Annotated in this window: 17 protein-coding genes; 3 read left to right on the top strand and 14 right to left on the bottom strand. The window is 65.1% G+C overall.

Annotated elements, in window-relative coordinates:
- Nucleotides 1-7: 7 nt before the first annotated feature.
- The 5 genes from ACFYL4_RS16750 to ACFYL4_RS16730 all read right to left on the bottom strand — a co-directional run bounded on the left by ACFYL4_RS16750 (nucleotide 8) and on the right by ACFYL4_RS16730 (nucleotide 8,542).
- Nucleotides 8-1,309 carry a hypothetical protein gene (locus ACFYL4_RS16750; RefSeq protein ID WP_387519106.1) on the bottom strand — a complete coding sequence of 434 codons (1,302 nt, stop codon included), beginning with the start codon at nucleotides 1,307-1,309 and terminating at the stop codon, nucleotides 8-10.
- A gap of 138 nt (nucleotides 1,310-1,447) precedes the next feature.
- Nucleotides 1,448-1,777, bottom strand: a complete 330-nt coding sequence (locus ACFYL4_RS16745) for a hypothetical protein (protein ID WP_387519105.1) — start codon at nucleotides 1,775-1,777, stop codon at nucleotides 1,448-1,450.
- A gap of 327 nt (nucleotides 1,778-2,104) precedes the next feature.
- Nucleotides 2,105-5,035, bottom strand: a complete 2,931-nt coding sequence (locus ACFYL4_RS16740) for a hypothetical protein (protein ID WP_387519104.1) — start codon at nucleotides 5,033-5,035, stop codon at nucleotides 2,105-2,107.
- Between the two features lie 177 nt (nucleotides 5,036-5,212).
- Nucleotides 5,213-7,090, bottom strand: a complete 1,878-nt coding sequence (locus ACFYL4_RS16735; protein WP_387519103.1) for a hypothetical protein — start codon at nucleotides 7,088-7,090, stop codon at nucleotides 5,213-5,215.
- A 585-nt stretch (nucleotides 7,091-7,675) separates the two neighbouring features.
- Nucleotides 7,676-8,542, bottom strand: coding sequence for a hypothetical protein (locus ACFYL4_RS16730; RefSeq protein ID WP_387519102.1), 867 nt, complete (start codon nucleotides 8,540-8,542; stop codon nucleotides 7,676-7,678).
- A gap of 1,519 nt (nucleotides 8,543-10,061) precedes the next feature.
- Between ACFYL4_RS16730 and ACFYL4_RS16725 the strand changes: the two genes are divergently transcribed.
- Nucleotides 10,062-10,343 (top strand): hypothetical protein, encoded by a 282-nt coding sequence (locus ACFYL4_RS16725; RefSeq protein WP_387519101.1) that lies wholly within the window; start codon nucleotides 10,062-10,064, stop codon nucleotides 10,341-10,343.
- A 124-nt stretch (nucleotides 10,344-10,467) separates the two neighbouring features.
- On the opposite strand, the gene ACFYL4_RS16720 is transcribed toward ACFYL4_RS16725, so the two are convergent.
- From ACFYL4_RS16720 to ACFYL4_RS16705, 4 genes are all read right to left on the bottom strand, one after another.
- A complete protein-coding gene (locus ACFYL4_RS16720) occupies nucleotides 10,468-10,671 on the bottom strand; it encodes a hypothetical protein (protein WP_387519100.1) in 204 nt (67 codons plus the stop codon).
- A gap of 84 nt (nucleotides 10,672-10,755) precedes the next feature.
- Nucleotides 10,756-13,020: a hypothetical protein gene (locus tag ACFYL4_RS16715; protein ID WP_387519099.1), complete on the bottom strand. Its 2,265-nt coding sequence runs from the start codon at nucleotides 13,018-13,020 to the stop codon at nucleotides 10,756-10,758.
- 111 nt (nucleotides 13,021-13,131) lie between these two features.
- Entirely contained in the window at nucleotides 13,132-13,752 is a 621-nt protein-coding gene (locus tag ACFYL4_RS16710) for a hypothetical protein (protein ID WP_387519098.1), read from the bottom strand.
- A 472-nt stretch (nucleotides 13,753-14,224) separates the two neighbouring features.
- Nucleotides 14,225-15,073, bottom strand: a complete 849-nt coding sequence (locus ACFYL4_RS16705) for a hypothetical protein (protein WP_387519097.1) — start codon at nucleotides 15,071-15,073, stop codon at nucleotides 14,225-14,227.
- A gap of 550 nt (nucleotides 15,074-15,623) precedes the next feature.
- Here ACFYL4_RS16705 and ACFYL4_RS16700 point away from each other — a divergent pair.
- A complete protein-coding gene (locus ACFYL4_RS16700) occupies nucleotides 15,624-16,742 on the top strand; it encodes a DUF418 domain-containing protein (protein WP_387519096.1) in 1,119 nt (372 codons plus the stop codon).
- Here ACFYL4_RS16700 and ACFYL4_RS16695 read toward each other — a convergent pair.
- Together ACFYL4_RS16695 and ACFYL4_RS16690 are read right to left on the bottom strand one after the other, a co-directional pair.
- Nucleotides 16,718-17,491 carry a CPBP family intramembrane glutamic endopeptidase gene (locus ACFYL4_RS16695; protein WP_387519095.1) on the bottom strand — a complete coding sequence of 258 codons (774 nt, stop codon included), beginning with the start codon at nucleotides 17,489-17,491 and terminating at the stop codon, nucleotides 16,718-16,720. The genes ACFYL4_RS16700 and ACFYL4_RS16695 overlap by 25 nt on opposite strands.
- On the bottom strand, nucleotides 17,492-18,121 hold the full coding sequence (locus tag ACFYL4_RS16690; RefSeq protein ID WP_387519094.1) for a hypothetical protein: 630 nt from the start codon (nucleotides 18,119-18,121) through the stop codon (nucleotides 17,492-17,494).
- Nucleotides 18,122-18,649: 528 nt separating this feature from the next.
- Between ACFYL4_RS16690 and ACFYL4_RS16685 the strand changes: the two genes are divergently transcribed.
- Entirely contained in the window at nucleotides 18,650-20,440 is a 1,791-nt protein-coding gene (locus ACFYL4_RS16685; RefSeq protein WP_387519093.1) for a protein kinase, read from the top strand.
- Between the two features lie 39 nt (nucleotides 20,441-20,479).
- On the opposite strand, the gene ACFYL4_RS16680 is transcribed toward ACFYL4_RS16685, so the two are convergent.
- The 3 genes from ACFYL4_RS16680 to ACFYL4_RS16670 all read right to left on the bottom strand — a co-directional run bounded on the left by ACFYL4_RS16680 (nucleotide 20,480) and on the right by ACFYL4_RS16670 (nucleotide 25,074).
- Nucleotides 20,480-21,550 carry a hypothetical protein gene (locus ACFYL4_RS16680; RefSeq protein WP_387519092.1) on the bottom strand — a complete coding sequence of 357 codons (1,071 nt, stop codon included), beginning with the start codon at nucleotides 21,548-21,550 and terminating at the stop codon, nucleotides 20,480-20,482.
- 188 nt (nucleotides 21,551-21,738) lie between these two features.
- Nucleotides 21,739-24,201, bottom strand: coding sequence for an ATP-binding protein (locus tag ACFYL4_RS16675; protein ID WP_387519091.1), 2,463 nt, complete (start codon nucleotides 24,199-24,201; stop codon nucleotides 21,739-21,741).
- Between the two features lie 213 nt (nucleotides 24,202-24,414).
- Nucleotides 24,415-25,074 carry a DUF1524 domain-containing protein gene (locus ACFYL4_RS16670; RefSeq protein WP_387519090.1) on the bottom strand — a complete coding sequence of 220 codons (660 nt, stop codon included), beginning with the start codon at nucleotides 25,072-25,074 and terminating at the stop codon, nucleotides 24,415-24,417.
- Between the last annotated feature and the right edge of the window lie 398 nt (nucleotides 25,075-25,472).

Here is a 25,472-nt window from a genome sequence, read left to right as displayed (position 1 = left end):
ATCTGCGCTAGTAGGTGAGCAGCACTTCTTCGTCCGAGTTGACCGACCCAGCCGATTCGACACCCCGAAGAACGACCTCCAATTCCAGGAGTTCACTGTAGGAATCGACCTGATATGAGGTTTTGAGCCGAAAATACTCCTGATAGGCCTGCACCGTGTTGTTCATGATGTCATTCAACGGTTTCATGGCCTGGCTCGACGTCCCATACTCCTTCAAGTCGCTCCCATCGGTCAGTCGCCATTCCATGTCATTGGGTGAGAACTGGGATTCCCCAGCATTCTCGGCGCGCGCCTTTTCGCTGAGGAACGTGGTGTAGGAGGTCGCGTCATCCGGCATGATTTCGTCCAGAATCCCCTCCTCAACCGTGCGGGACCGCCAGTCGAAGTCGTAGCCACGCGGATGAACCCAGCTGGTGTCCAGTTCCAAGGTAGAATCGGACTCCCCTTCGGCAGGCTCACCGCTGATGGTGTCCCCCGCTACCGGATCCGGGATCTCGGGCGGCTCGATGAACACCCCGTCGACGTTGACGCGTCCCATCTCGCTTTCGTACTCGGTAACCCTGTTGAGTACAGCCCTCATCTCCAGGAGCTGCTGATCCATCGACGCCCGGACGTCCGCTTCCAGTCCCGCGACCACGAGTTCGTAGTAGAGGGCACTCGGGTTGATGCGGTTTGCGTCGAGGGAACTCGCCTCTTCGATTCCCGAGGCCCCGGGGTTGACGAACAGCCGCCATTGGTCGAACTCCGCGAAGGAACCGTCGTCCTGGAGATCCTCCCGCAGTTCGCGTCCGCTCCCCTCTTTGTAGACCAGTTCACTGTTGGCCCGCAGGGTCAGACTCATGATCTGTTGGGTGAAGGGCGCGTCCGAGTCCAGTACGACCCCCAGGTATCCAGTGGAACCGAACGAGACGATGGAGCCGGTGATGTTCGTGTTGAGCGCCTGGGTATCGAGACGTTCGGAGGTTCCGGTCAGAAACGCCTGGTAGTTCGCGGCGTCCGCCGAGAGAGAAGCAGCGTCGGCATCACGGAACCGCATCAGCACCAGAGCGCGAGTCCCCGCGCTATTGGAGTAGATACCTTCAACCGCTCCGGACAGATCCGTTCTGGACGTGGTGAAAGTCGTCGTGTAGAGCGCTGTCTCATCCGTGCGCGATCGGTTGTTGGCGGTGGCCGAGACAATGGTTCCGGTCAGGAGCATGGCGAAGGTGACCGTGAAACACGTGGTGATGACACCGAATCGCTCGATAGCGTGATGCGGGCCCAGTTTCATCTTCGCCGCATACGTCTCGATGGTTTCTTTCAGACTCATGTGACGTGCTCCCGCCGTGTGACTCAAGCATGGGTTGGTCCAGGGAATAGACAAAGGGCCGACGACTGACGCGCCGCCGACCCCCATCGGTACCACCGTTGCACAACCGCGTATCAGGACATTGGTGCTTTGGGAACGCTATCCCAGTTGGCCGATACCCAGGAGAACCATGCCGCCGCCCAGGTCCTCGATAGTCGTCTTTCCACCCGCGGCGATACTGGAGATGAGATTGAAACCGCCGACCATCAGTGCGCCTCCGATAAGAATCAGGGCGATGATCTTGACCCAGCTGGTCTGGTCCTGCTGCGAAGCCATGAGCTTCTTGATGAGCAAGACGCCACCCCAGATGACACCCGCGGTTCCCATCAGCACCAAAAGGGCTCCGCCCGCCCCCTGGACATAATTCGTTGCGCTTTCAAGGAAGGAGAGGAGGTCCCACGATGCGGCGGGCAGATGAGGCGTGTTCATGATTTCTTGTCCTTGTCCTCTGGTCCTGACCTGATTCGCCTCGTGGAGGCTTACTGAAGACGACAGGCGTGGCGTGCTGGTGAGGGTCCCAGCACCGGGGTCTAACGCATTCTCTTGTGTATGTGAGTGATTCTAACGGCCGACTTCAACCAGCATCAAGCTCGTTCTCCATATCGTTGTCCTTGGGCGTACGCAAATCGCACCTGGTCCTGTTGCGAGATCCTTGGAACGACGCACCGAGCTTGCACGCATATTGATCTGCCGTTTTCAACTTTACCGACACTGCCTGGTGGCCTCCGGGTCCTGTCGCGGGCATGGGATCTGCATCTACTTCGGGGGGAGTTTCCGCTTACCCTTTGGCTTGGGAGTACCTTTCACCGCGTCCGCCGTTCCACCGCTCACGTCGCCGGAAGCGGCGCCTCCCGCTTGGGAAACCGCAGCACCTGCGTTCTTGAGCTGCTGGCTCTGAGCCGCCTTCTTGTTCTCCTTGGGACTGCCCTGTTGGCCGTCCAGCGTGGATTGCCCAGCCTGCTTCTTGGCCCTGTTGGCTTCCGACTTCTTCGTGCCGGCCTCACCCGCATGCCTTCCGGCCTCACCCGCCGATTTCACTGCCCCGGCACCGTCGCCGACTGCGCCCCGGCCCGCGGCGACGACACCGTGCCCGACTGCCTCGGCCCCTTCCTTCCCTGCCTCCATCCGCTTCTGATTGGCTTCCTTGTGAGCCGCGTTGGACTTCTCCATGGAGTCGGTCATCGTGGCTGCCGGGTCCCCGGACAGACCATTGGCCTCAGTCTCGCGGCCGAGACGCTCCTGTTCGTCGGCCTCCCGTTCCTGGTCACTGGAGCCGAGTGCCGAGCCAGACGCGTCCTCCCCCTCCGAGGAACTCTCCAGAGTCCCGTCGGTGTCGACGTTCCCACTCACCGTGCTGCTGGAGGAGGAACCACCGCTGGTACCACCGGCGTTCGCACCCCCGCCACCCCTGGCGCTACTGCCCATCGACGTGTTGGCACCGCCCTTCGCCCCCGGGCCGGCGCCGGGCATCTTGCTTCCACCCGCGCCGCCCCCGCCTCCGCCCCCGACAGCGGCCTTCATGAAATCGTCGACCAGCTTGCTGCTGGTGTCTTCCACTGCCTTGACCATCGTCTTGCGCAGTCGCATCGCCATGACGACGAAGAGAACCGTCACGATGATCGACACCAGGGTGACGAGCATCGTGATGAATCCGCCTTCCTCCAGGAATGCGAGGATTCCCTGATCAGTTGACGCTTCCTCGTCGAGGGCGCTCTGGATAGGCGCCTCGATGACCGAGGGGATACTCATCAGGAAGTACTGGACGAACTTGTACAGGAAGATCGTGACCACGACCTCCATGACAAGCGCGATCGTGTAGACGATGACTTTGGAGATTCCCGAGATCGAGCCCAAGGTCGCAAAGGGAACCGCTGTGATCAACTGGAAGCTGCGCCGGATGTTGCCGATCAGCATCGCGAAGGCGTAGCCGAACCCGATGATGACGAACGCGCCCAGGATGACGACGGCATGAACCCAGTAGACCAGGCTCATGAGACCAGTACCCACCAGGTTCACCGAGTTGTGAATCGAACGTGTCGCCTCACTCGTGGTCTTCCCTGAAGAGTAGGCCGTATAGGAAGACGTCCCGAAGTCTGTGTTGAGATAGTTGTACATCGCCAACGGCGAAAGGTTACACGGCAGGGGGCCGCCACTCTGGTTGACGACTTCGACACCACAGTCCTCGGTGCCGTCAGCGCTGGTGAATTTCAGGATCTTGATGTCAGTAAGGTCTTGACCTCCGGGCCCGTGGTGTCCGTGATCAGGTCGGTCGATTCCACCCTGGCCGGCAGTCAGGCCAGCATCTTCGGCCACCGAAATCAACGGATTATCGGCCACGCCAACACTATGATTCCCATCTTTCACGACGTCTGCGGGGTCACCGATGTAGTCGTCGAACCATGACCGTGTTTCGCTGTCCGGACCGGTAGGCAGCTCGCCCTTGACATCGGTCTCGAACGAGGAGGCGCTGATATGCTCATTCTGTATGTACCGCCACATGACGTCGGATACCTGCGCGTAGTTTGTCTGAGTGAATTCCGACTCGTCCGCGCCAAGCGCCTTTTCTGTCCACGAGCTGTCGTTGTCCGCCCCCAAGGGATCGACATTCGGCAATCCGAGGACCTGTGCGTTAACGACCAGGGCCAGGTCGCGCACGCTCGCCTGCGAGCGCCCCGAAGGTGCATTCTCATCGTAGTTCCACTCGATGTACACGCCAAGCGACTCGTCAGGAACACGCAAACGCTGCTGCATCGCCCAGGCCTCGAAGTCAACGAAAGTCGATAGGACCACACGCGTGGGTCCGGAGTTTCCCCCACTCGAAGCAAGATCCAAAGAATTTAGCACCCCGGTGTACATCGAACCGAGCAGGGGAACCCCGAGGACGATGAAAAAGAGTCGCACGACGAGTTTCTTGAGTACTCCACCCTTGTCCATTTTCTGGAACATCATGATTGCCAGAGCAAAGGTGGCAACGAAGATGGGGACCATGACGGTCCAGGTTATGTCGATTAGGATCTGGTACCATTCGCCGAACCACCCCGCCAACTCCCCGAGGGCCCCCTCAGGCGGTTCTCCCCCAACCATCCCGTCAGCGAACCTCGGGTTCAAAGCACTGATTCCCTCATAGAACAACCTGAAGGGGTTCAGGAAGATCAAGAAGGAGATGATGTTCGCCCACAGCGCGTCGACGATGTGGGAAGACCAAAACAGAAAAAGGACCAGCCCGCCCGCGACGGGCTGCACGATCGGAAGCGAAAGCCCCGTGCTGGTGCTGTCCAGCCCCAAGGAGTTCAACGTGGCACCGAACATCGCGTAGTAGCGGGGCCCCAAGGCGGACGTCCCCGAATCCGCGCTTGGTCGCAGAGTGTCGTAGCCGACACTGTCCGAGGACTGGGCCATACGTGAGTTGATCCACCCCGCGATGGGGTTGTAGTTCTCGTCCGCGTATCCAAGTACCGACCCGGCACTGGCCGGATTGCTCAGCAGTGATCGCCAAGCTCCGTCATTGACGTCTGCGTTCGGTTCTGCGTCCGGGTCCTGTGATTGGCCGTCGAACCTCACCCCGCTTTCGGGTTCCTGGGCGGTGGAGAACAGAGCGGTCATCGATGAGGAGAGACGGTAGAAGGACAGGCCGTCAATATCATCATCGGCGTGTGCCGTACCCGACGTCCCCACCAGCAGGGCCAACGGGAAGGCCAGAATCAGAGCCCACACGGCGACTCGGATGAGACGGCCACCCCTAGTACGGCTCCTCTTTGGGTGCCGAGGCAGCTTCGCTTCGTCGCGTTCCCCGCTACCAGGGGTATTCCGTACTCGCGCGAGACCGATCAGCTCTGTCGGCGCCTCCTTGTGTCTCACATACATCTACTGACCCCGTCTCGTACGGCTGGTCCCGGGCGCAGCCCCCGGGACCCGGAGCTGATCCTTCGGAACCGCAGCCTGGGCCGACCTTCGGGTCGGTCTCCTACGTTCCCCGCGCTCCGCGAGCTCGACTTCCAGCCGGGCCTCGCTGCCCTCCTCGGCGACGCGTCGTGACCTCTCCTCGGCCCGCTCGCCCTGGGCCTCGACGACGGCCGCCGACTGCTCCGGCCTCATCCGGTCGTCCTGCCCCCTCCTCGCCGTCCCAAGAATCTGGGCCCGCCGATCGGCTCGGGCCGGGTTGACTCCCAGCGGCAGGTCCAGGTGGAAGACGACATTGGTGTGTCCCCGCCTCAAGTAGGCCAGGTTCTCACCCCGCGTAGTCACGAGCCGTTCCAGGTCAGGTGGGATGTCCTGGTGGAGTTGGCGCTGGTACTCGGTCACGGTCGCATCGCGCATCCGCCCCAGGATCGTCCAGTCCGCCGCGTCGAAGCGGTTGAACTCCGAGTCGGCCAGCATCCGGTCTACGTCGTTGTACAGGTAGGCCACCCGACCGCCTCGAAGGAACAGATGCGAGAACTGTTCGGTGAGGTACTCCTTGATGCGGTCGTCGATATTCTCCGCACCATGGATGATCACCGTGTCGCCGAGGCTCAGGTTGTCCACGGCGAACCCGATGACGTTGACCAGTTGTGCCATCGCCACGCCCTTCCCCCGCTTGAGGAGGCGCGAGAAGTCGTAGATCACTCGACGGGCTTCGGCCACTCCGTCGATCTCGTCGTTGGTGTGGGTATTGAAAAGATCGCCGTTGTTGTCCAGCAGGTCCTTGAAGACCAGACGCAGGATGTTGTACGCGTGCAGCATCTCGTCGTCTCGGGCGCTGGAGTTGGCCAGAGCCCGGTACTGGGTGTCGAAGTAGGTGACGATGTCCTGGAGCCGCGGCACCTGGGTGTGCGGGATCCCCACCACCCGTAGTCGGTCACGGTTGTGTTTGGCGTTACGCGCCCACATGCCCTTGTCGATGTAGAACTGGGTGAGCGTCTCCTTCAGCGACCCACGGATGATGGACCGGTCCGAGTCCGTGGTCTCGTAGGCCTGCTCGGCCATCAGGACGACTTTCTCCAAGTGCGCGGGAAAGATCCCGAGCTCGTCCTCGGTCCTGCCGAACATCTCGAACATGTTGATGTCGCCGGAGTTCATGTCCAACCGGGCCGTGAGCCGGTCCAGACGCGGACCGAGTTCGTCCATGCGCGCGCCGTTGAGGATGACGTGCACGGTGCGGGAGTTGGACAACAGGGCGGACTGGGAGATCTTCGACCCCCACATGTCCGGGATGTGCGCCCGGTTCAGCACCGGGTTCACACCGTTGTCGGCCACGACCACGTGGTGCTCGTAGTCGTTGACGTCGAAGAGCACCGCCGAGTTGTTGACGTCCCCGACCATCGACCCGACGTACTCGCCCGCCGGGTCGTTGAGGCCGTTGGTGACCAGGGAGTGGGAACCAGCGAACTCCACACTGGTGAAGTGGAAGCCCTTGCCCCGCTTGCGGTCGTTCCTACCGAAGAGATTGGTGAGCTCCTGGCGCTGCTCGCCGGGATAGGCCGCCACCTTGAGGGTGCCGAAGCGGTCGATGTAGAGCCGACCGATGCGCTCCACCGCGTCGTCGAGGACCTCCAGACTGGGGCCCCTGACCAACATCCTGTTGTGCACGTGCAGGTAGCTGGCGCCGTCCTGGATCTCCCCCGCGACGATCTCCATGTCGTCGCTGACCTTCGCGGACTTGCGTCGCGAGGACATGGTGCCCGACTGGGCCTGCTCGCCCTCCTCCATACGGTCGAGCTTCTCGACCGTCCTGATTTTCTCTTCAATCCATTTCTCACCCATGCGACGAACCTGTTCAAGCACCACGACAGTGACTCCGTCAGGCAGCCCCACGGGAATACGGTTGATTCCCCAGAAGGCACCGAAGTCGTCCCGTGCTCCATCATCATGGAAGAACCCCAGAATGCACGCATATCTACCGTCGAGCTGGAAGTAGTCACTCCGGAAGACGTAGCGTTCCTTTGGCTTGAGAGCAATCAAGAAAGGATAGTCCTCGAAGGTGCCGCTCAGCTGTCGGGCCTTCTTCTCGGCTGCCTTCCGCTCTTTGGCACTCATTCCCGCATACGGGTCGCCCTTGTCCTTGCCGCTGCCTTCCTCGTATTCCTGTGATTGTTGCGCCAGGTCGGGGAACAGACTGCTGAACGTCGGAGGAGGCGCTGGCTGAGAATGGGATTCCTGCTGGTCTTCGGCTCCCGAGCGATCCTGCGCCGAGGCACGGCTGCTTTCTGAGAGCGCTCCGGGAAGATGCCCGTGCGAGGTGCCGGCAGCACTACCTGGAAACCCTGCACCGGTACTCATGCGCACACTTCACTTTCTCAGAAAATATTCACATCGGAGGGGAAACACCATCGGGATGAGTTCGAATGGTCAACGGGAAACGGTGTATATGGTTCGCAACATCTCGTAGAGATCATTGGAACCCAACATGGATGCCTGCTTGATCATCAGACTGGAACCCTCGACCTCTGACCTCACCAGGGCGTGCGCCCGGCGAAGGGCCTCCAGGTTGTCACCCTTGAGCACCAGATATTGATGGATGGAGTTGAACTGTCCACCCACATATTCTTTGAGAATCGAATAGCGCTCATCCAGCAGTTCGAACAGCTCCGGATCACGGACTTCCAGATTCCTGTTGAGCAGTTCGAGGTTTCCCAGCTGGCGATAGACTCGCTGGGGTTCCTTGGTGGTGATCCAGATGTATTCGACGTCGGTGTCCACCTTGCGCCAGAACGCGTCGACCCTGTTGAGAATGGCCTTCTTATCTTCGTCGAAGACCAACACCGAGGCAGATCCCACTACCAGATAGGCCTGGCCGACCGTACCGTCGAACCATTCGATGTACCCACTTTCATCCACTTTCTTGACACCTACCACCGAGGAGAACGGGCCAGGGTCGGAACCGCGTCTTGTGATGACGCGGCGAGCGGACCGGGGCACGTACTCCAGGAGCGCCGGCAAAGACGTGAACCGCATTTCCTTGGTCTTCGAGTACTGTCCGAAAAAGGCGGTGGCGGTCAACCACCAGATAACGACCAGGAGAACAATCCACCAGTCGGCGTCAGACACGAACGAGGACGTACAGACCCAGAACAGAGACAGCAAGGAGGCCGTCCAGAACAGGATGACCTTGGTTGGCTTGGGCCGCATCTGCCACCCGCCACCCGCCAACGCGATCTCGTGATCGAGAAAAGACCGATCCAGGCTGGTCGGTATCTTGAAGACGCTCTTGGCCACGTCACACACTCCTTTTCCGCGCGTAGCCGGGTATCACCTTGTCGCTACGAGCGGCGCGTCCATCGGAGTCACCTGTCCCGTCCTACCCACGTGAGTCGACCGCTGCGCCGGATGCTATCGGAGAACTAGGGTCCTTCTCCTGGGCTGATTGCATGGGGCAGTGGAACGGGACCAGGGACTCATCCTTAGAGATCGACGTCCCGACCACCGGCGCCGCTGGATCGAGACTACGGCGGGAGGGAACATTGACACCCTACTCAGGGGCGTAAGCAGGTAAGGAGAACGGGGTTCGGAAGAGAGAGGGCTGCACAGCCGCGTGAAGCTCGCTGTTTGGCGATGCACGCCTGTGGACGAACACCAGTGTCCACACGTTGAGTCCATCGCCACTCGAAGCGGGCGAACACAGAGGAGAGAGGGTCAGGCCCTCGGCTGTTCGATGAGGAGGACTTCATCCTGTTCGGTGGTGAGTCCCGCTCCGCTGGTGCGGTGAACTCGAACTTCACGGGTCTGCTTCTCCGCTCTCGTATCACGCGGCCAGGTCGCCTTGCGTGGTGTGAGTTGCGCTGCGCGTATCCGCGGTTCTCATTTTGACAGGATTTATATGTCCTTACGGATGCTACTTCCGCCTCCAGGCAGACCCTGCCTCGAGTCCTCGAGGCATCACACGAGGTCAGGCGCAGGACGAGGACCCACAGCCGCCTCGTGTATCCAGTTGTCCGAAAGTGGACATGTGTCACACTTCACATGTGTCAGCTGATCTGGTAATAGAGACCCGGCGGCGGCACCACGGAACCCTCAGGTGCCTGATCCGACCGCTCCCACACAGCCACTCCTGGGGGCGCCATGGATGCAGGCGCTGGCATCAATGGCATCCCGCAGCCACACACGGCCAGACCAGGCGCCTGACAATCGTCACGGTCCCGGAACCCCGGATCTCCCACGTTCGACTGGCCAAGGATCACCTGCATGGACTTCGTGCACTCGAAGTAGACGCCCGTCGAGCGCTAACACTGGTCGATCAGGCTATTCGCTTCTGACGACCCTGGTCGCTCCCGTATTCAGCCCGGCGACGAGGTCGGTTTTGAGACCTCAGTCCACCTTCGCGTCCATCCGCGAGTCCGTAGCAGCAGCGCCACGGTGTGTTCGGCGAACTGCGCCCGCTGCTGGGTGCCGCGCCAGCGTTCACGTACCTCAGCCGCCCGGGACGGTTTCCAATCCGCACCGAACATCTGGACCCTTTCTCATCAACGCCAGGCCCCTTCTGCCGTGCCTCAGATATCCGGGCCAGAACCTCGACCATCCACTCCAACCTGGATGCGCTACAGCAATCCGTCGCGTTACAGGGAGAAGACACATCCGGTGGCTGATTCGACATCGGCCTCCATCCACCGGGAGACCTCTTGCCCTGAGATGCCGATCTCACGATAGATCAGCGCGTCGCCCAAGGATCGCCTGCCTCCCGCCATCGACGACAAGCCGTAAGGTAGTGCGCGGATCAGTCGAAAACGAGGAGGACCCCATGGCTCGAAACGGAACCAACTCGTACGGTCGGAGGTCTCTCAATCTGCGTCGATTCATTGCGCTGTGCGTCGTCGTGGTGATGTTGTGGGGGCTGTTCTGGCTCGTGTTCCAATCCGGTCTGGCCGATCCGCTGGTAGTGCTGGTCGGCCCAGCCATCGAACATCTGATCGCGATGATCAACGAACCCCTGGGGATTGACTGGGGTGGTCAGCTGTTGGCGATTGCCGTGATCGGCATCCCCCACCTCCTGGTTCTGCTCTTCATATTCGACCAGAACTAGCCCCCTTACCGCACGTGAATAGGTGCACGGAGGGAGCCCCTCACGTGCACCTTCTTCGCGCTTGTCTCACACTGTCCCCGACCTCAGGGAGCGAGCATCCCCCTGCCTTCAGCAGAGCGAGTCCTCACTTATCAGCGTCCGGGAAACCATCCGTCGCGGCGGACCGCTTCGCATCCCAACCGATGCCTCCACCGCTCGCGATGCGCTCCTGGGCCTGTTTCTCCAGTTCCGCCCAACGCTCGTCATCCTCGCCGGGGACAAACCCCATGAGCCCTTTGAGGTCGAATTTGTCTACAATGGACTCCTGACGATCCTTTGAATCTTCCATACCAGCACCTTTCTCAGGGAGCGAAGTCATTCATCTGGTTGACTGGCAGCCACTTAAAGGCACCAAACCGATGGCTTCACAACTCTAACGGGAGTCGAACTGTTGACCAACCTCGGGATTACCCTCCCGTGGATGCCGCGGCCCTTCCGAAGCCCGCTTTCTCAGATAGAAGCTCACGGCCTCCCCCGGGAGCCCGGCCTGTGGTTCTGGGACACTCTTCTGCGATGTCCGCGCATTCACTTCCGCAGCTCTCTGCTGCCGTGTCTGTGGACCCGGCTCCTGTTGCTCCATGCCCGGCTCGGGCACCGCACCCGACGTCTCTCCAAGCCCGTCGGCCCTAACACTCTGGCCAAGCGACATAGCGGCCTCGTATGCCGACTCTCTCCAGTTGCCGGGCTCTTCACCACGGTGTCGGGCCATCTCTCGCATGAGCGGCTCGATAGAGGGGTCTTTCTGCACTGCCTTCACCAGAGCCAATTCAAAGGCCTTGGCGTGCATTCGATCCTTGTCCAGAGGACTCAGAGCACCCATCGAAGTGGACATGCCTCGGATTTCGCGTGCCCGGGTGTCCGACGCCGTGTCGTTCCAAGGAGTGTGGTCCGCCTGCCGACCAGTATTCGCCTCCTCCTGCTGTGTACTGGGAGCACCCACGGCGGTGCCCCTTTCACACCACACCCTCGCGGCGTTCTTAAAGTTCTCACCGGGGTCTCTGCCGTTGTTCAGTCGCCGGGTGTGGAGCATGTCGTTCGCCATATGTTCAGACATCGCGACGATCAGTGCGGCTTGCCTTGACTTGGAATCAGCACCTGTGTTGGCGGGGGGCCGCCAACCGCCGTCTGGGTGGGCGGCTCGCTCCAGCGAGACCCCCTTACCCTCCATAACGGCGAGTTGCCCCTGGTCGACCTCACCCCGTTCATCAACCAGTCCGGCTCTGCGGCAGAGTTCCGTCCTGTTGTACGGGGGAGGTTCTGACACAGGATCGGCACTAGTGTCCTGCGAAACGGTGCCACCCCAACCAGCCTCCGTGCCGGCCACCGCCTCAGCACGGCCCTCCGCTTCACGCTCGCGTGTGGTCGCGCTCGGCTCGCCGAAATCCCAGTACGTGTCGGCGAGCTCCTGTGTCTTGCTCTCCCACCCGGGCCCTAGGTTCCGATGCCACTGCGTCAGAGTCTGCCCGTGACTGTCCTGCAGAGCCTCCAAGGCTTCGCGGAGCGCGAGTAGGTAGGCCAGTCTCTGGTCCTGGTCTCTGACCCCGTCGCCCTTCATGGCCAGAAACCACCCGCGGGTTCGATCCATCCGAGCGCGCAGTTCCGGGTTCTCGACATTCTCGACCGCGTGGGGGTATTTCCTGGTGGCGGACGCGACGATGTACTGCTGTAGGGCACTGCCGAACTCATCCGCGTCGCCAGAATTGGCGAGCACGTCGTAGATCTCCCGGGCCATCGCGGCGCGGTGCTGATCTGCGTCCATCGGCTCCGGCGGACCGAACGCTCCTGCAGTGTGCTCTTCCCCCCTGTGGGTGCGGCCAGAGGTCGGTGCGCCGAAGTAGACCGCCTGAGCCGGTTCATTCTCGACGAGCTGCGCGACCATGGTTCCCACTTTGCGATCCACCGCGGCGAGATCCAGACCGTCAGCCTCGAATCGCTCCTCAAGCGCACGAACGGAACTCTCGTAGTCGCGTCTGATCTCGTCCAGGGCTGCCCCGGGCCTGCGCATCTTCCGATAGGCGTTTTGGATGAGACCGATCTTGATCCGCGCGGCACTGTCCTCGACGTAAGGAGCGCGGGCCGTATCCCGACCAGTCCTTGCTTCTGACCCGTACGTCTGTCCCCGGGCCCCGGATGCCTCGTCGGTCCGCCCTGCCTGACCCCGCTCCTGGGCCCGCACGTCCGCCATGAATCGGGCATACGAAGGACTGCGCGACTTTTCCCAAAGCGCAAGGGCGGACGAGCCCCTGCCCAAAGCAGAGACGACGCCCTCTCGTCCGTGGACACGTACGTACTGGGTTATCCGGCGTACGACCCTCGCAACGAATGTGTTGTTCAGCCTGTCGAGTCTCCTTCCCTGAGATTCCGGATTCTTCCCAAGCTCCGAATCGCGTACAGATTCACCCAAATTCTCCCATTCTCTCTGAATCCTCTGTTGGAGCTGGGCCGCCTCTGTGGCGTTAGGACCCGAGGCCTCCTTCCTGACTCTCCTGCGCTCACTCCTTTCTCGGCGATCGAATTTCTTCTGACGCTTGCGAAGCTCCCTTTCCGCATCCGAACCCGGGCGAGTCGTGGCATCAAAGACATGGGCAGCCAGCCTTCTGACGACAGGCTCACGTTTCGCTCCATTTCCTTCAGCCAAGAGAATCTCCTTTCACTCCGTATCGCGCACACCTGCTAGATAGCAGACCCTTGATCTGGACCGACCACTTCCCCACCCCAGAGAACCCGTCAATACAGCGGAGGTCGGCCTCTATTCCTTGATCCAGGCACCATTACTGTCTGCCTGCCATCCGTCAACCTCGAACTCCTGAATGGACAATTCCCCCCCAACCATGACACTCACCTCAGCGCGAGCGAACTCACTACTGTTGATGACCCCTTCCGAGTCGGCGATTCGCATAAATTTGACAGCCCTCGTGTTTTCTGAGTCGACAGGAGACGAGGCACACTTCACAGGCAGCACCACCGAAGTAAAGTCCTCATTGGCATCCATCGCATCCTTGTTCACATTAAAGAAGTGAAAAGACATCGTCTCATCGCGTGATTTACCTTGCCCTTCTTCGTGAGCGAAATATTCCTCAAGTAGCTCGTATCCGCCTTCAGCGTATTCGATCTGATAATTCACACCACATCCTGCGGAGTCCTCGATTTCAGCTGCAGACACAGTGACGGATTCAAAAACTCTTCCGCCAGCGTAGGTCTCACTGGATTCGACAAGTTCGCTGGGAATCTGAAACTCAATACTCGTGGACGGTTCCGCTGATGCTTCGGTGAAGTCGAAAGCGTGAGTGGAAGACGAGCACGCGGTCAGAGCGAGGACGGCTGTCAGACTCAGGACAGCCAGGCGCACAGGACAGTTAATGCTGGTCACGGGGTTCGAACTCCTCGGACTTGACTGGAATCGGGAACCAGAACGTTCCCGGCTAACTGCACCACAACCAATCCTGACACCACGGGCGCGTTACATCAACGCTTCCGCATCGTCTCTGAGAACCCGGCGGGAACCCAGCACCCGCAACGACCGCTCCGACCTCGAATTTTGTCTCCTCACTGCCGACCTCCGGAGGAGGAGACCGCCCAGCTTCGCGCCATGCGAACAGATGGATGAGGGGCGAAGCCCGGTACCGGCCACTGCGACGACGCCACTCGGAGCCCGTCCGTTGGTTCAGGATCTGCCTCCCCAGAGGGCGGCGGTAACGCCCCTTCGGCACTTCTCCAATTCGGACCGGTCGGCCGGGCCGTCCTCCCGGTCGTACAACCCTCAGGCCGATCCGCTCTTCGTTCTGCTCGCCGGTGTTGGCCTGTGGTTCGCGGCGGTCGCGGCGGAGCACCCCGACTACTCTTCAGAAACCGAACTCCCTCTCTTCCGAACTCTCATGACTCACTTCTCCAGCTTTCGCCAGACCGGACACATATGCTTTCAGCCCCTCCACCTCACGCTCGGTGAAGATTCCTTCGGCATGTTTACGGAAAGGCTTCGACGAGATCTCCATGGACGGGTTCTCCCTATAGAGAGAATCCTGTTCTTGCCCCCCTGGGGAACCCCCTCTCTCCACGAACTCCATGATGCGAACCCTCGAAAGCGCCGCAAACTCAGGAGACATATCCAACTTCGGAGGCGATTCCGAGATGGCCTTCTTGAAAGATCTCCTGAATATCTCTTCCTGAATTTCTTCGCCGATCCTGTCCTGCCTGAGCCCCATCCGGAGAGGCGAGCTGGGGATTCGAGTCGCCTTGTCGAAATCCTGCAAGACTTGGTCGAAGTCCGCCGCGTTATTCATGCTCGAGAATCTTTGACCGAGAGTTTTGGAAATCGCGGAATAGTGTTGTTGGGGGGTCATCCGCGGGCGCAACGTAAGCTGGTTCATGGGACCGGTGGGTTCTCCCGTTTTCGATTCTGACCTAGCCAGCACCCCATGCGCGGTTTCTTTGAAGATGGGCGAGAGCTTCGTATCCCTCTTCACAATGTCACGCATTTCGGTGTTCACCTGCGCCTGACCCAGGCCCGCTGACTCCGTCCACGTATTGAGATGTTTCAGGCCTTCTTCATATTTCTTTTTTCGAAACTTCTCATTTCCAGAACCAACTCTGCGCGAAGCGTCATAAGCGGCCCGGGAGAGACCCACCGAGATCTCCGCGATCCTCTCCGCGGAGCGGACAGGGGTTCCGTTGTCGAGCAGCAGCTTACCCACTGTTCTAGGCCAGGTCGATGAAATCGAACTACTGAACGCGGGGACGCCGTGATGGGGGTTCTTGTCAACCAAAGCCGAGTTCCTTCACATGTGCTCATATAGCGCTTGAGTGAGGTCTGACCAGCGAGTGATGCGGGGTTGACGCCGAGGAGTCACCCGACACCGACCACCCTGGCGAGAATCGAAGTACCTGGCGATTTGTTTCACGTTCACATTTCCCCGAACTCTGATCCGGGCATAGAACACCCCTGACGAACTCGAGGTTCATTTCGCCCAATCCCATGCTATCCCGGACATGACTCTCGTCTACAACTCCTGCGAGAGAGAATCTTCCTCCCGGCTTTCCCTAGTTACCCCTGGCCCACCGTTGACGAGGTCGAATCGCATCAGCCGGGTACCGCCGAGGCCATCGACCGACCGAGAGAAGCGACAAATCGGGCGCCAACCTCGGCTCCCTGGAGCCTGCCGGCTCTAGTAGCTTCCCCACATGCGAACAGAGGGATCGGTGGGAAGACCGGAACCGGCCGCCTCGGCCCCACCCGCTACCCGCGTGCTGGTACCTGACCTGGCGCGCGGGGTGATGCTCCTCCTCATTGCGATGGCCAACACCCGCTACTGGTTCTCGCTGGACCCCACGGCTTCGGCGGCGGTCGACGGGATCGTCTCCGGGCTGCTGTTCCTGGCGGTGGACTCCCGCGTGTATCCGCTGTTCTCGCTGTTGCTCGGGTTCGGATTGGCCATGCTCGCGCGCCGGTTCGTCCAGGAGGGGGTGGACGCGGGGCTCGACCGGGTGGCCGCGCGTAGGCGGGCCGCCGCGCGGTTGCGCTGGCGGGGTCTGTGGCTGGTGGCGTTCGGCGGGGCGCACGCCCTGGTGTTCGCGCAGGACATCCTGGGGGTCTACGGGATCGTCACGGTGCTGGTCGCGGGGGTCGTCACCGCTCGCCGGTGGCGGGTCGCGCTGGTGGCGGGTGGTGGGGTCTGTGCCCTTTCCACGCTCTTCCTGCTGGTGGTGGGACCGGAGGCGACACTGGAGCGGGGGTACGGCGCGGCCGCCGGTCTGTTGTTCGAGGAGGGGATGCTCGGGTTCGCCAGCAGCCTGGCGCTGTGGGTCGTCGTCGCGCCGGCGACGGTGCTGACCTCGATGGTGCTGCCCGGTGTGCTGGTGGGCGCGTGGCTTGCCGGGAGGGGGCCGGTGGAGCGACCGCACGAGTACCGGGGACCGCTCGCTGTGCTGGTGCTGGTGGGGCTTGTGGTGCCTGTTGTGGTCACTCCCCTGGTCTGGGCCGGTATGGACGGCACCGGAGCCGGGGCCCGGGTTCTGGTCGCGTGGCACCAGGGGCTGGCCGGGCTGGTGGCGGGGGCCGCGTGTCTGGCGCTGGTGGCTCTGGTCGGCTCGGTCCGCGGCGTCGGGACGGGTGTGGTGGGCCGGACGCTGACGGCGACCGGGAGGCGGTCTCTGTCCGCCTACCTGGCGCAGACCGTGCTGTTGGCGTGCGCGGCCGGGGTGTCGCGTCTGGGGGGTGTCGACTCCTTGGCGCTGGTCGGGCAGTTGGTGGTCGCGCTGGTCGTCTGGTCGGTCACCGTACTGCTGTGTCGGTGGGCGGAGCGGTACGGGGTGCGGGGGCCCGCGGAGCGGTTGCTCCGTCAGCTGGCGGCCGCGCGCGGTTGACGGCCCGGGTGGACCGCCGCGATCGCGGCGGCCGCGCCCGCCAGGACGACGCAGAACACGGCCGGGGTCGCCAGCACCGTGACCAGGGATACCGGCACCAGGGCCGACGCCAGGTTGAACAGCGCGTGCAGAAGGATGACCGGCCAGATCCGGTGCACGTGCTCGTAGACGAACGCCAGCAGTACCCCCAAGGGGAGGGCGACGGCGATCTGCACCGGGTTGCCGTGCAGGACGGCGAAGGTAGCCGAGCTGGCCAGGGCCGAGGCGAGCACCGTCCAGCGGCGGCGTAGCAGCGGGTAGACCAGGCCGCGCATGAGCGCCTCCTCGCCTGCGGGAGCCGCCACGACCAGCGCGAACAGTAGGAGCAGCACCGGGACGGCGTTCTGGGCTCCCTGGACGGAGTCGAAGGCCGAGGAGCCGTAGCGGGCGTGAATCCAGACGGCCAGCGTCTGGCCGCCGACGAAGCACAGCACCAGGCCGAACAGGACGAGCCCCCAGAACCCGGGATCGTGCGCCCGGGCGGAGGGTGGAGGGGGTGTCCGGGTGCCGCGCTGCCATCGGCGCCAGGCCGCGACGACGGCGAGGGTCACCAGTCCGGAGACGACCGCGCCGAGCACCGCCGAGCCCGACAGCAGGGCCGCCGAGAGCGAGACGGCGGCGTACAGGGCGAGTCCGCCCGCGCACTGGGCGGTGATCGCCCACCAGGAGGACGACCGTTCGGCGGGGGTGGCCGTACCGAGCGCGGCCACCTAGGCGTTCTCCGCTTCGTCCGGGGCCGTGCGGTTGGCCGCGGCGGCCTCCCGCTCGGTGGTCACGTGCACGATCTGCCGTACCCAGGAGCCGTCCTGGTAGCGCCGCACGCCCTGTTCGGGCGGGCACATGACGAGGATGCGCAGACCCAGTTGTTCGGCCTGGTCGAGGACGAGTCCGGGCAGGGTTCCGATGCCGAACTCGGCCTGGGGTGCGCCGTCCTCGCGCACGGTCGGGATGAGCATGAGGTTGGCGTCGAGCGCGGCGATGCGGTCGGGGTCGACCGTGACCGTCCCGTCCGCCGCGTCGCGCAGGCGGGGGGCGTCGGCCATGGTGACGTCCTCTCCCGGGACCCGGGCGGGCTCGGTGGCCGGGTCCTCGCCCGGGGTCAGCTGACCGAAGTCGAGCAGGTCGTAGGGGACGCCCGCTCCTTCCAGGGCGAGGGCGACGGCGACTCCGGGCAGCGTGGTCAGGTCCACGAGGCCGCGTTGGAGGTCCAGGCTTCCCACCAGGCGCGTCACGGTCTCACGCAGGAGGAAGGTCGTCGCTCCGGGGTCGGCGACGAAGGCCACCGTCCTTTCCACGCGCGGTTCTTCGGTTGCGGCGGTCTCGCTGATGGTGTCGCTCATGAGTGGTGTCCGTACGGTCCGAGGATGGTGTCGCGCCCGCTGGGGCGTGGGGGCGTCGCCGCCGTTCCGGTCGGCTCCCGCGCAGGGAGCGGCCGCGGCGCGGTCGTCGGTGCGGGGGTGGACCACGGCGGGGGAGGGAGGGCGGGCGGCAACCGGGACCAGCCTAGCTTCCGGTGCCCGGCTGGTGTCCGGTCCCCTGCGGCACCTCGGGCCGACGCGGCCGGGCCGCCGGCAGGCGCCCTCCGGGGTTGGGCGCGGACTTCTCCCGACGGGTTCTTGGGTGTTAGGGAATGGCGGAGGTTCCTTTTGTGACCCTGTCCTCTAAAGGTTTCCCGTCCGTTCCCGCCGGAGCGCACGGAATGGTTTTCCCGATGGGTCCGACCGATGGTGACCGCAACCGGTCAACGTCGGTCGGGGCGGGGAGCCGTGTGCCGGGCAGGCTTACAGTGGGAGTTCCGCCGGCGCCGGTCCCGTCGGCTCCCCGCGTCTTCGGACCGCTCCCCACCCCCTCAGAAGGGAAGCACCCCCATGCCGACCCCCGGGCGTACCTCCGTCGGCCGTTATGAGCTGCGCGGGAGGCTGGGGCGCGGCGGCATGGGAACGGTCTGGCACGCCTGGGACCCGGCCCTCCAGCGGGACGTCGCGGTGAAGGAGGTGCTGCTTCCCCAGGGGATGTCCGCGGACGAGCGGGCCGAGGCGCACGCCCGCACGCTGCGGGAGGCCCAGGCGACCGCGCGGATCAGCCACACCTCGGTGGTGACCATCCATGACGTGCTCGACCACGGCGACAGCCCGTGGATCGTGATGGAGCTGCTCAGCGGGGCCTCGCTCCAGAGCCGGATCGACACCGGCGGCCCGATGCCGGTCGAGCGGGTCGAGGAGGCGGCGCGCGCCCTCCTCGGAGGCCTGCGGGCCGCGCACGCGGCGGGGGTCACGCACCGGGACGTCAAGCCCGCCAACATCATGTGCACCGAGGACGACCGGACCGTCCTGACGGACTTCGGGATCGCGAACGTCGACGGCGGCACGGCCCTGACCCAGACCGGTGTCTACATCGGTTCGCCCGAGTACATGGCGCCGGAGCGCTTCGAGGGTGAGCGCGCCCTGCCCGCCTCGGACCTGTGGAGCCTCGGGGTGACGCTGTACTGCCTCCTGGAAGGGCGTTCGCCCTTCAGGCGCGACAGCATCACCGGGATGATCAGCGCGGTGATGACCGCTCCGGTTCCGAGCCCGTCGAGGAACGGCGCGGCGGACTCGCCCCGGAGCCGGGCCCTGTGCGCCCTCATCTCCGCGCTGTTGACGAGGGAGGTGGCGGCGCGGCCCGGTCCCGCCGAGGCCCTGGACCTCCTGGCGCGAGAGGGGTCGGCGGCCCGGGCGCTCGTGGACACGGGGCGCGCCGTGCCCTCGGAGGCGGGTGGACCGGACTCTTCGGGGGCGCCGCCGGTGTCGGGGCCCGACGCCGGGACCCCGGTCCCGCACACCGGTGGAGACGCCGCCCCGGACCGGGTGACTCCGAACCCCGACCGCCAGGTCCCGGTCGCGCCGCCCCGGCCCCCGGACGCTGTCCACCAGACCCCGAACCCCCTCCACCACACTCCGAACCCCGTCCACCACACCCCGGACCCGACGCACCAGACCCCGAACCCGCACCGGCCCGCGCCGACCCACCCGACCCACCCGACCCACCCGACCCACGACACGGTCGCACCGGTGCGCCACGCGCCGCCACCGACCCAGCGGACACCCCACCCCCTCCTCGGCGCACCGGGCGGGTCGGGGGCGCCGAGCGGCGCGCACCCTTCCCAGCGGTGGAGCGCGCCACCACCAGCGGGGTATCCGCACGCCGTGGCCGCCCATCGCGCCGCCCCGGACGCGGGCTCCCGATTCCTCGATGGCGTGGGGCACACCGGGAGCGGCTCCGCGACGGACGACGCGGAGAAGCCCGCCGCGGTCCTCACCGCCATGGTGATGCTGGGGATCAACGCGCTGGTGCTGTTCGTACTCACCGCGGTGGGGTTGGGAAGGGTCGGAGACGACGGTGCGGACACGTCGTGGGGCGGCGTGGTGTTCCTGGGGGTGTGGGGTGTGCTCTCCGCCTTCGGCGTCTTCGGTGTGCTGACCCGGTCGCGCCTGGTGTTCGCCCTGGTGGTGATCGGGCAGGGGGTCGGGGCGGTGTTCCTGGCGATGAGCATGTTCACGGTGTTCATCTACACGCCGGAGCTGATGGTCGTGTACACGCTGATGCTGCTGTACACGCTGGGGATCGGCGGACTGTTGCTGCTGCCTGGCCGATCACGCGCCTACTTCGGACTCGGGTAGCCGCGGTCACCAGCGGTCGGCCGCGCGGCGTCCCGGTCCTCAACGCCCGGCCCGGCCGTCCTCCGCGGGTTCGGGGAGCTCGGCGAGGTCGCTGACCGCGGCCAGCACCCGGGTGACGCTGTCGTCGCGCACCCGGCGGGCCGCCTCGGCCGTGCCGGACAGGTCCCGGACCTCGGATGAGGGCACGGACATCAGGGAGGCCTCGGCCCGCAGCGCCGCGTAGGCGTCCATGGCGTCGAGTGCCTCCTGGCACTGTTCCCACTCGCGGTGGGCCAGGACCGACTCCTCCACCAGGCGCCCGTACTCGACGATCTGGTCGACCCGGTCCCGTACGTGCTCCTGCGCGGCGACGAGGTGGGCGCGCTGGTGGCGCAGGACGTCGAGCACCCGGGGGGAGGACGCCTGTTGCCAGCGCCGGACGAACCCCCGACGCAGTTCGCGCTGGCGGGTCAGCAGGGACGCGATCCGCCACTCCTCCTCCCTCAGGACCGCGAGCCCACGGGCGGTGTCCAGGGTGTCGGAGGAGCCCAGTTCGACCCGGGCGTCGGTCACCTGGTCGATGGTCCGTTGCACCGCCACGAGCAGCTCGTGGTCGGCGGCGCTGACGTCCTCCGGCATCACCAGGCGGTCGCGGTGGTCCTCGTCGTCCGGGTCGTCGCGGGAGGTGAGCGTGTCGGCGGTGACCATGCCGACCAGGAGGGCGAACAGCAGCCAGGGGACGCCGCCGGGCGGGTCCTGCGGGAGCAGGTCGAACAGCCACAGCGGCGCGGTCGCGAAGGTGCCCGCGCCGACGACGCCTCCGGCGGCGCGCACCACGGGGTTGGTGTTCCTGCGTACGAGGAGTGCGCCGACGTAGGCGACCAGCCCGATGCTGGCGATCACCATACCCAGGTACCACCCGGCGGTGAGCAGGGCCAGGACGAGGGTGAAGGCGACCCCGAACAGCTGGACGCCGCCCTCGCGCAGCCGCAGGGCCCGGCTGGTGGGGGCTCCGTTGTCGCGTGTGCGCCGGGGCTCCTGGCCGGCGGCCTGGCGGTACAGCTCCTCGCGTACGTCGTCGGGGAGGGCGGTGTCGATGACGGGGCGCGGCCGGATGACGTCCTCACTCATGGGCGGTCCCTCGTGAGTGTCGGTCGGGGTGCGGGGAGGGCGGGGTCGGGCGGGCGGGTCCGAAGGTCCGGGGTACTCTCCTAGATCCCCATCCTCGTCGCGCCCGAACCCGACTTCCCCGTGCCCTTCGTCCCCCGTTGTCCGTCCCGGACCCGGCCGGGCGCCGCTGAGCTGCTCCGGTTCCCGAGCTACCGCTCGCGGCCGCTTGCGGACACCAGCGGGTCGCCCGCGGGTTTCTCACGGGTGGGGTTGGTGTCGAGCCAGCGCAGGAGCCCCTCGGAGACCAGGTCCACGCTGATCCGGCCGGACCTGCCGTCGAGGTCGCGGAAGAGGCACTCGCCGTTGCGGAGGTTGCGCAGCACCGCCATGTGGTCCTCGTTGACGTCCACGCCGAGCAGCGCCATCACGTCGGACACCTCGTGGGCCTCGCTGGACCGGAAGGCGAACACCGACGACAGACAGTTGGTGACCTGTTCGTTGAGCATGTCGCCCGCGTTCTGGGACACCAGGATGAGCGCGGTGTTGCGGGACCGCCCCATGCGGGACACCTCGGGGACGAGCTTGGCGCCTTCGGGGGTGGAGGTGACCGCCCACGCCTCGTCGAGGAAGATCGCCTTGGGCAGACGCCGGTCCAGGCCGTTCATCAGGCGGCGGGCGAACTGGGAGACGAGGTAGAGCAGGGCGACCGACAGGCGCTGCTCGTAGGAGTAGTCGTCCCGGTTGACACCGGAGTCGGGCAGGGTGAGCCCGCCCAAGGTGAACACGGTGGTCCACCCCTCCGTGTCGATGCGCGCCTCGCCCTGGGGGTCGAAGCACAGCGACGCCAGCCGCATCTCGGCCATCGAGCCGAGCACCGCGCCCAGGTTGCGGGAGGCGGCGTCCTCGGCGGAGACGAGGTGGTCGACCACCTTGGCCAGGGACGGCTGGGGCTGGTTGGCGACGGTGGCGACCGCCTGGATCATCGCGGACTCGCGCTCCTCGCTCATGCGCGGCAGCAGCAGGCGCAGGGTCTCGGTGGCCATGGTCTTCTTGGCGGCGAGGTCGTCCCCGAAGGCGAAGGGGTCGAGCAGGCCGGGCTGGGCCGATCCGAGCGACATGACGCGGGCCTTGCGGCCGCGGTGCTTGAGCAGTTCCACGAGGGACTCCGCGTCGCCCTTGGGGTCGATGGCGGCGACGGTGACCCCGCGCAGGGCCAGCTGGTAGATCATCAGCAGGGCCAGGGTGGTCTTGCCTCCGCCGGGCTCACCGGTGATGGCGATGGCGGTGGGGCGGTTGCGGGCCGCGGCGACCATGGGGTCGAAGTGCACGATGGAGCGGGCCCGCCCGGTGGTCTCCCCGACGTAGGGCCCAACCCAGCCGCCGCCCTGGTGGTCGGCGCGGTCGCCGACCTCCACGGTCGCGGTGGGCATGCCGCCCGCGATGGTGCGCAGGGGCTGGCGCTGGGCGTAGGCGTTCAGGCGGATGCGGTCGCCGGGCAGCGATTCGTTGAAGAGGGAGAACTGGTCGCCGGTGGAGTTGATGACGTCGATGCCGATGTCGCGGTAGTGCTCCACGACCGCCTCGACGTGCTGGCCGAGGAGGCGCTCGGTGGGCGCCGAGACCATGAGCCGGTGCCATCCGTAGACGAACGGCAGGCGTTCCTTGGTGATGCCGTGTTCCAGCATGCGGGCGGCGTCGATCTGTTCGGCGAGCGCGATGGGCGCCTCCACTCCCGCCTCGCGGATGTGGGCGTCCATGTCGCGGGCGTGCGCGAGCTTGCGGCCGACGTCCTTGGAGGCCTTCGCGGGCGGGATGAGCTTCATCCGCAGGGAGATCTCGACGGGGAAGGGGAGCGCGTCGGCGTGGTGCAGCCACGGTTCGCCGTCGGGGAAGGGCATGAGGTCGGGGAAGCGGGCGAACGACAGGAACGCCACGTGGGTGGAGCCGGCGGGTTGTTCGAGGCGCAGCGTGGAGCGGCCGTTGTGGACGACCCCGTCCACGAGCTGTTCGATCTCGCCCCGGCCCCAGGTGCGGCGGCCGGTGGCGGAGGGGCGGATCTCCTCGGCGGTGCCGCTGACCGCGTGCCGGATGAGCCAGGCGATCTCGTCGGAGGTCGCGTGCCGGGCGTGCAGGGAGCTGGCGGCCAGGGCGCGGCCGAGGCGCTCGGACTGGTCGGTCCAGCGCGCGAGCTCGCGGTCGTCGATGGCGTCGTCGTTGATCCCCAGTGCCTGTTCGGTGCGCTGGTAGGCCCCGATGAACTGGGAGAACAGGCCCAGGCCCGCTCCGGCGTTGCGCAGCCCGAGGCGCACGCCGAGGTAGACCTCCTTGGTCCAGAAGTCCTTGGCCCACACGTGCCGGTACATCTCTTCGAGGTAGTCGTACCAGCCGGGTCCGGCGTCGGCGGTCTCGTCGAGGCGGGTCGCCCACTGGGCGGCCGGGTAGGTGCGGTGGGCGACGCGCAGGTGGACCTCGGCGTCGTTCATGCGGATGGCGGCGAGGGCGATGGTGATGTTGGTGGCCAGCGCCTGGCGTTCCTCGGGGGTCGTGAACTCGTAGGACACCGTGGGGAGCCGGAAGTAGGCCCAGGCCTCGTTGTCGCTGAAGAGCACGCGGTCGTCGAAGTAGCGAACCGCGAGGCGGGTCGCGCCCCGGGTGCCCCTGGTACCGGTCATCTGCTAGCCCTTCCTCGTGACGGCGCTGACGGTTCCGCCCCGTAGCCATCACCCATAGTGCTGCATCGGGCCGGGGGGTGAGAAGCCGAGCGGTCGGTGTGCCAGAAACCGGTGGGCGCCGTCCGGTCGGGGACGTGGACGCGGTCCGGCGCTCTCGGGCGCCGGGCCGCGTCACTCTCCGTCGTCATCCTCGGAGGTCAGTCGCCGTGTCGGCTAGCAGGCGGTGTCCAGGGTGTCCTGGAGGGTGGTCTCCTCGGTGGAGGTGATCGTGAGGTCGTAGACGTACTTCACGTTGATCCAGGACTTCGCGTAGTCGCAGTGGACGGCCTGGTTGGTGGGCATCCACTCGGACGGGTCCTTGTCGCCCTTGGCGCTGTTGCTGGAGGGGGTGGCCAGCCACAGCTGGGAGCTGGTGACGTCGTTGGCGAAGTCGGCGCGCCTGCTGGTGGACCAGTCGGCGGCGCCGGTCTTCCAGGCCTCGCTGAGCGGGACGAGGTGGTCGACGCTGATGTCGCCGGGCACGTCGTACACCCACTCGTCGTCGAAGGCGCTCCACCAGCTGCCCGAGGTGGGCTGGCAGCGCGCGTCGGTGACGACGTCGTGGCCGTCGCGCTGGAGCACCACCTGGCGGGCGGTGCAGGGGCTGTCGACGACGTTCCAGTGCGGGAACAGGCTGCGGTCGTAGCCGCTCTGGGGGCCCTTGGGTGCGACGGTGAGGGAGTTCAGCTGGGTCTGGGCCGCCGCGTCTCCGGGGATGTTCGGGGGCAGGGTGTGGTCGGCGGCGGCGGGTGCGGCCCAGGCCAGGACCATGGCCACGGCGGCGGCGGAGACGGTCGCCGCGGTGCGTGCGAGCACACGGGGGAAGGGGGGCACTGTGTTTCTCCTCTTGAGCGGGTCGAGGGAATCCGGACCCCACTACTGTGCGGTAACGAATGTCCGTACGCCAGCCCCCACACGAGAATTCCGTGCGAATCGGAGGCCACCCGCCAATAACGACCGGAGGGCGGGGGTGTTTCGTTGCACCGACCACTGCGCCAGATGCACGTGAAATAGATCACATGGAATCGGCGGATCGGCGGACCCCGGATTAGACGGTTCGGTTCCCACCACCGTGAACTGCGACGACGAGGCCCCCACGGTCGGCGATACGGCCTGCGAGCACCGGGCGTCATGGTGCAGGTGAGCGCGGAGAAAGGGGTTGACCCCGGGGGCGGGGGCGAATGCGCGGAGCCCGCCCGCTTTCGTTTGGGCCCATGAGAAGAACAGTGGTA

This window comes from Nocardiopsis sp. NPDC006938, assembly GCF_042869555.1.
GTDB lineage: Bacteria > Actinomycetota > Actinomycetes > Streptosporangiales > Streptosporangiaceae > Nocardiopsis.
Note: the sequence above shows the minus strand (reverse complement) of the source record. Positions and strands in the feature narration are given on the sequence as shown.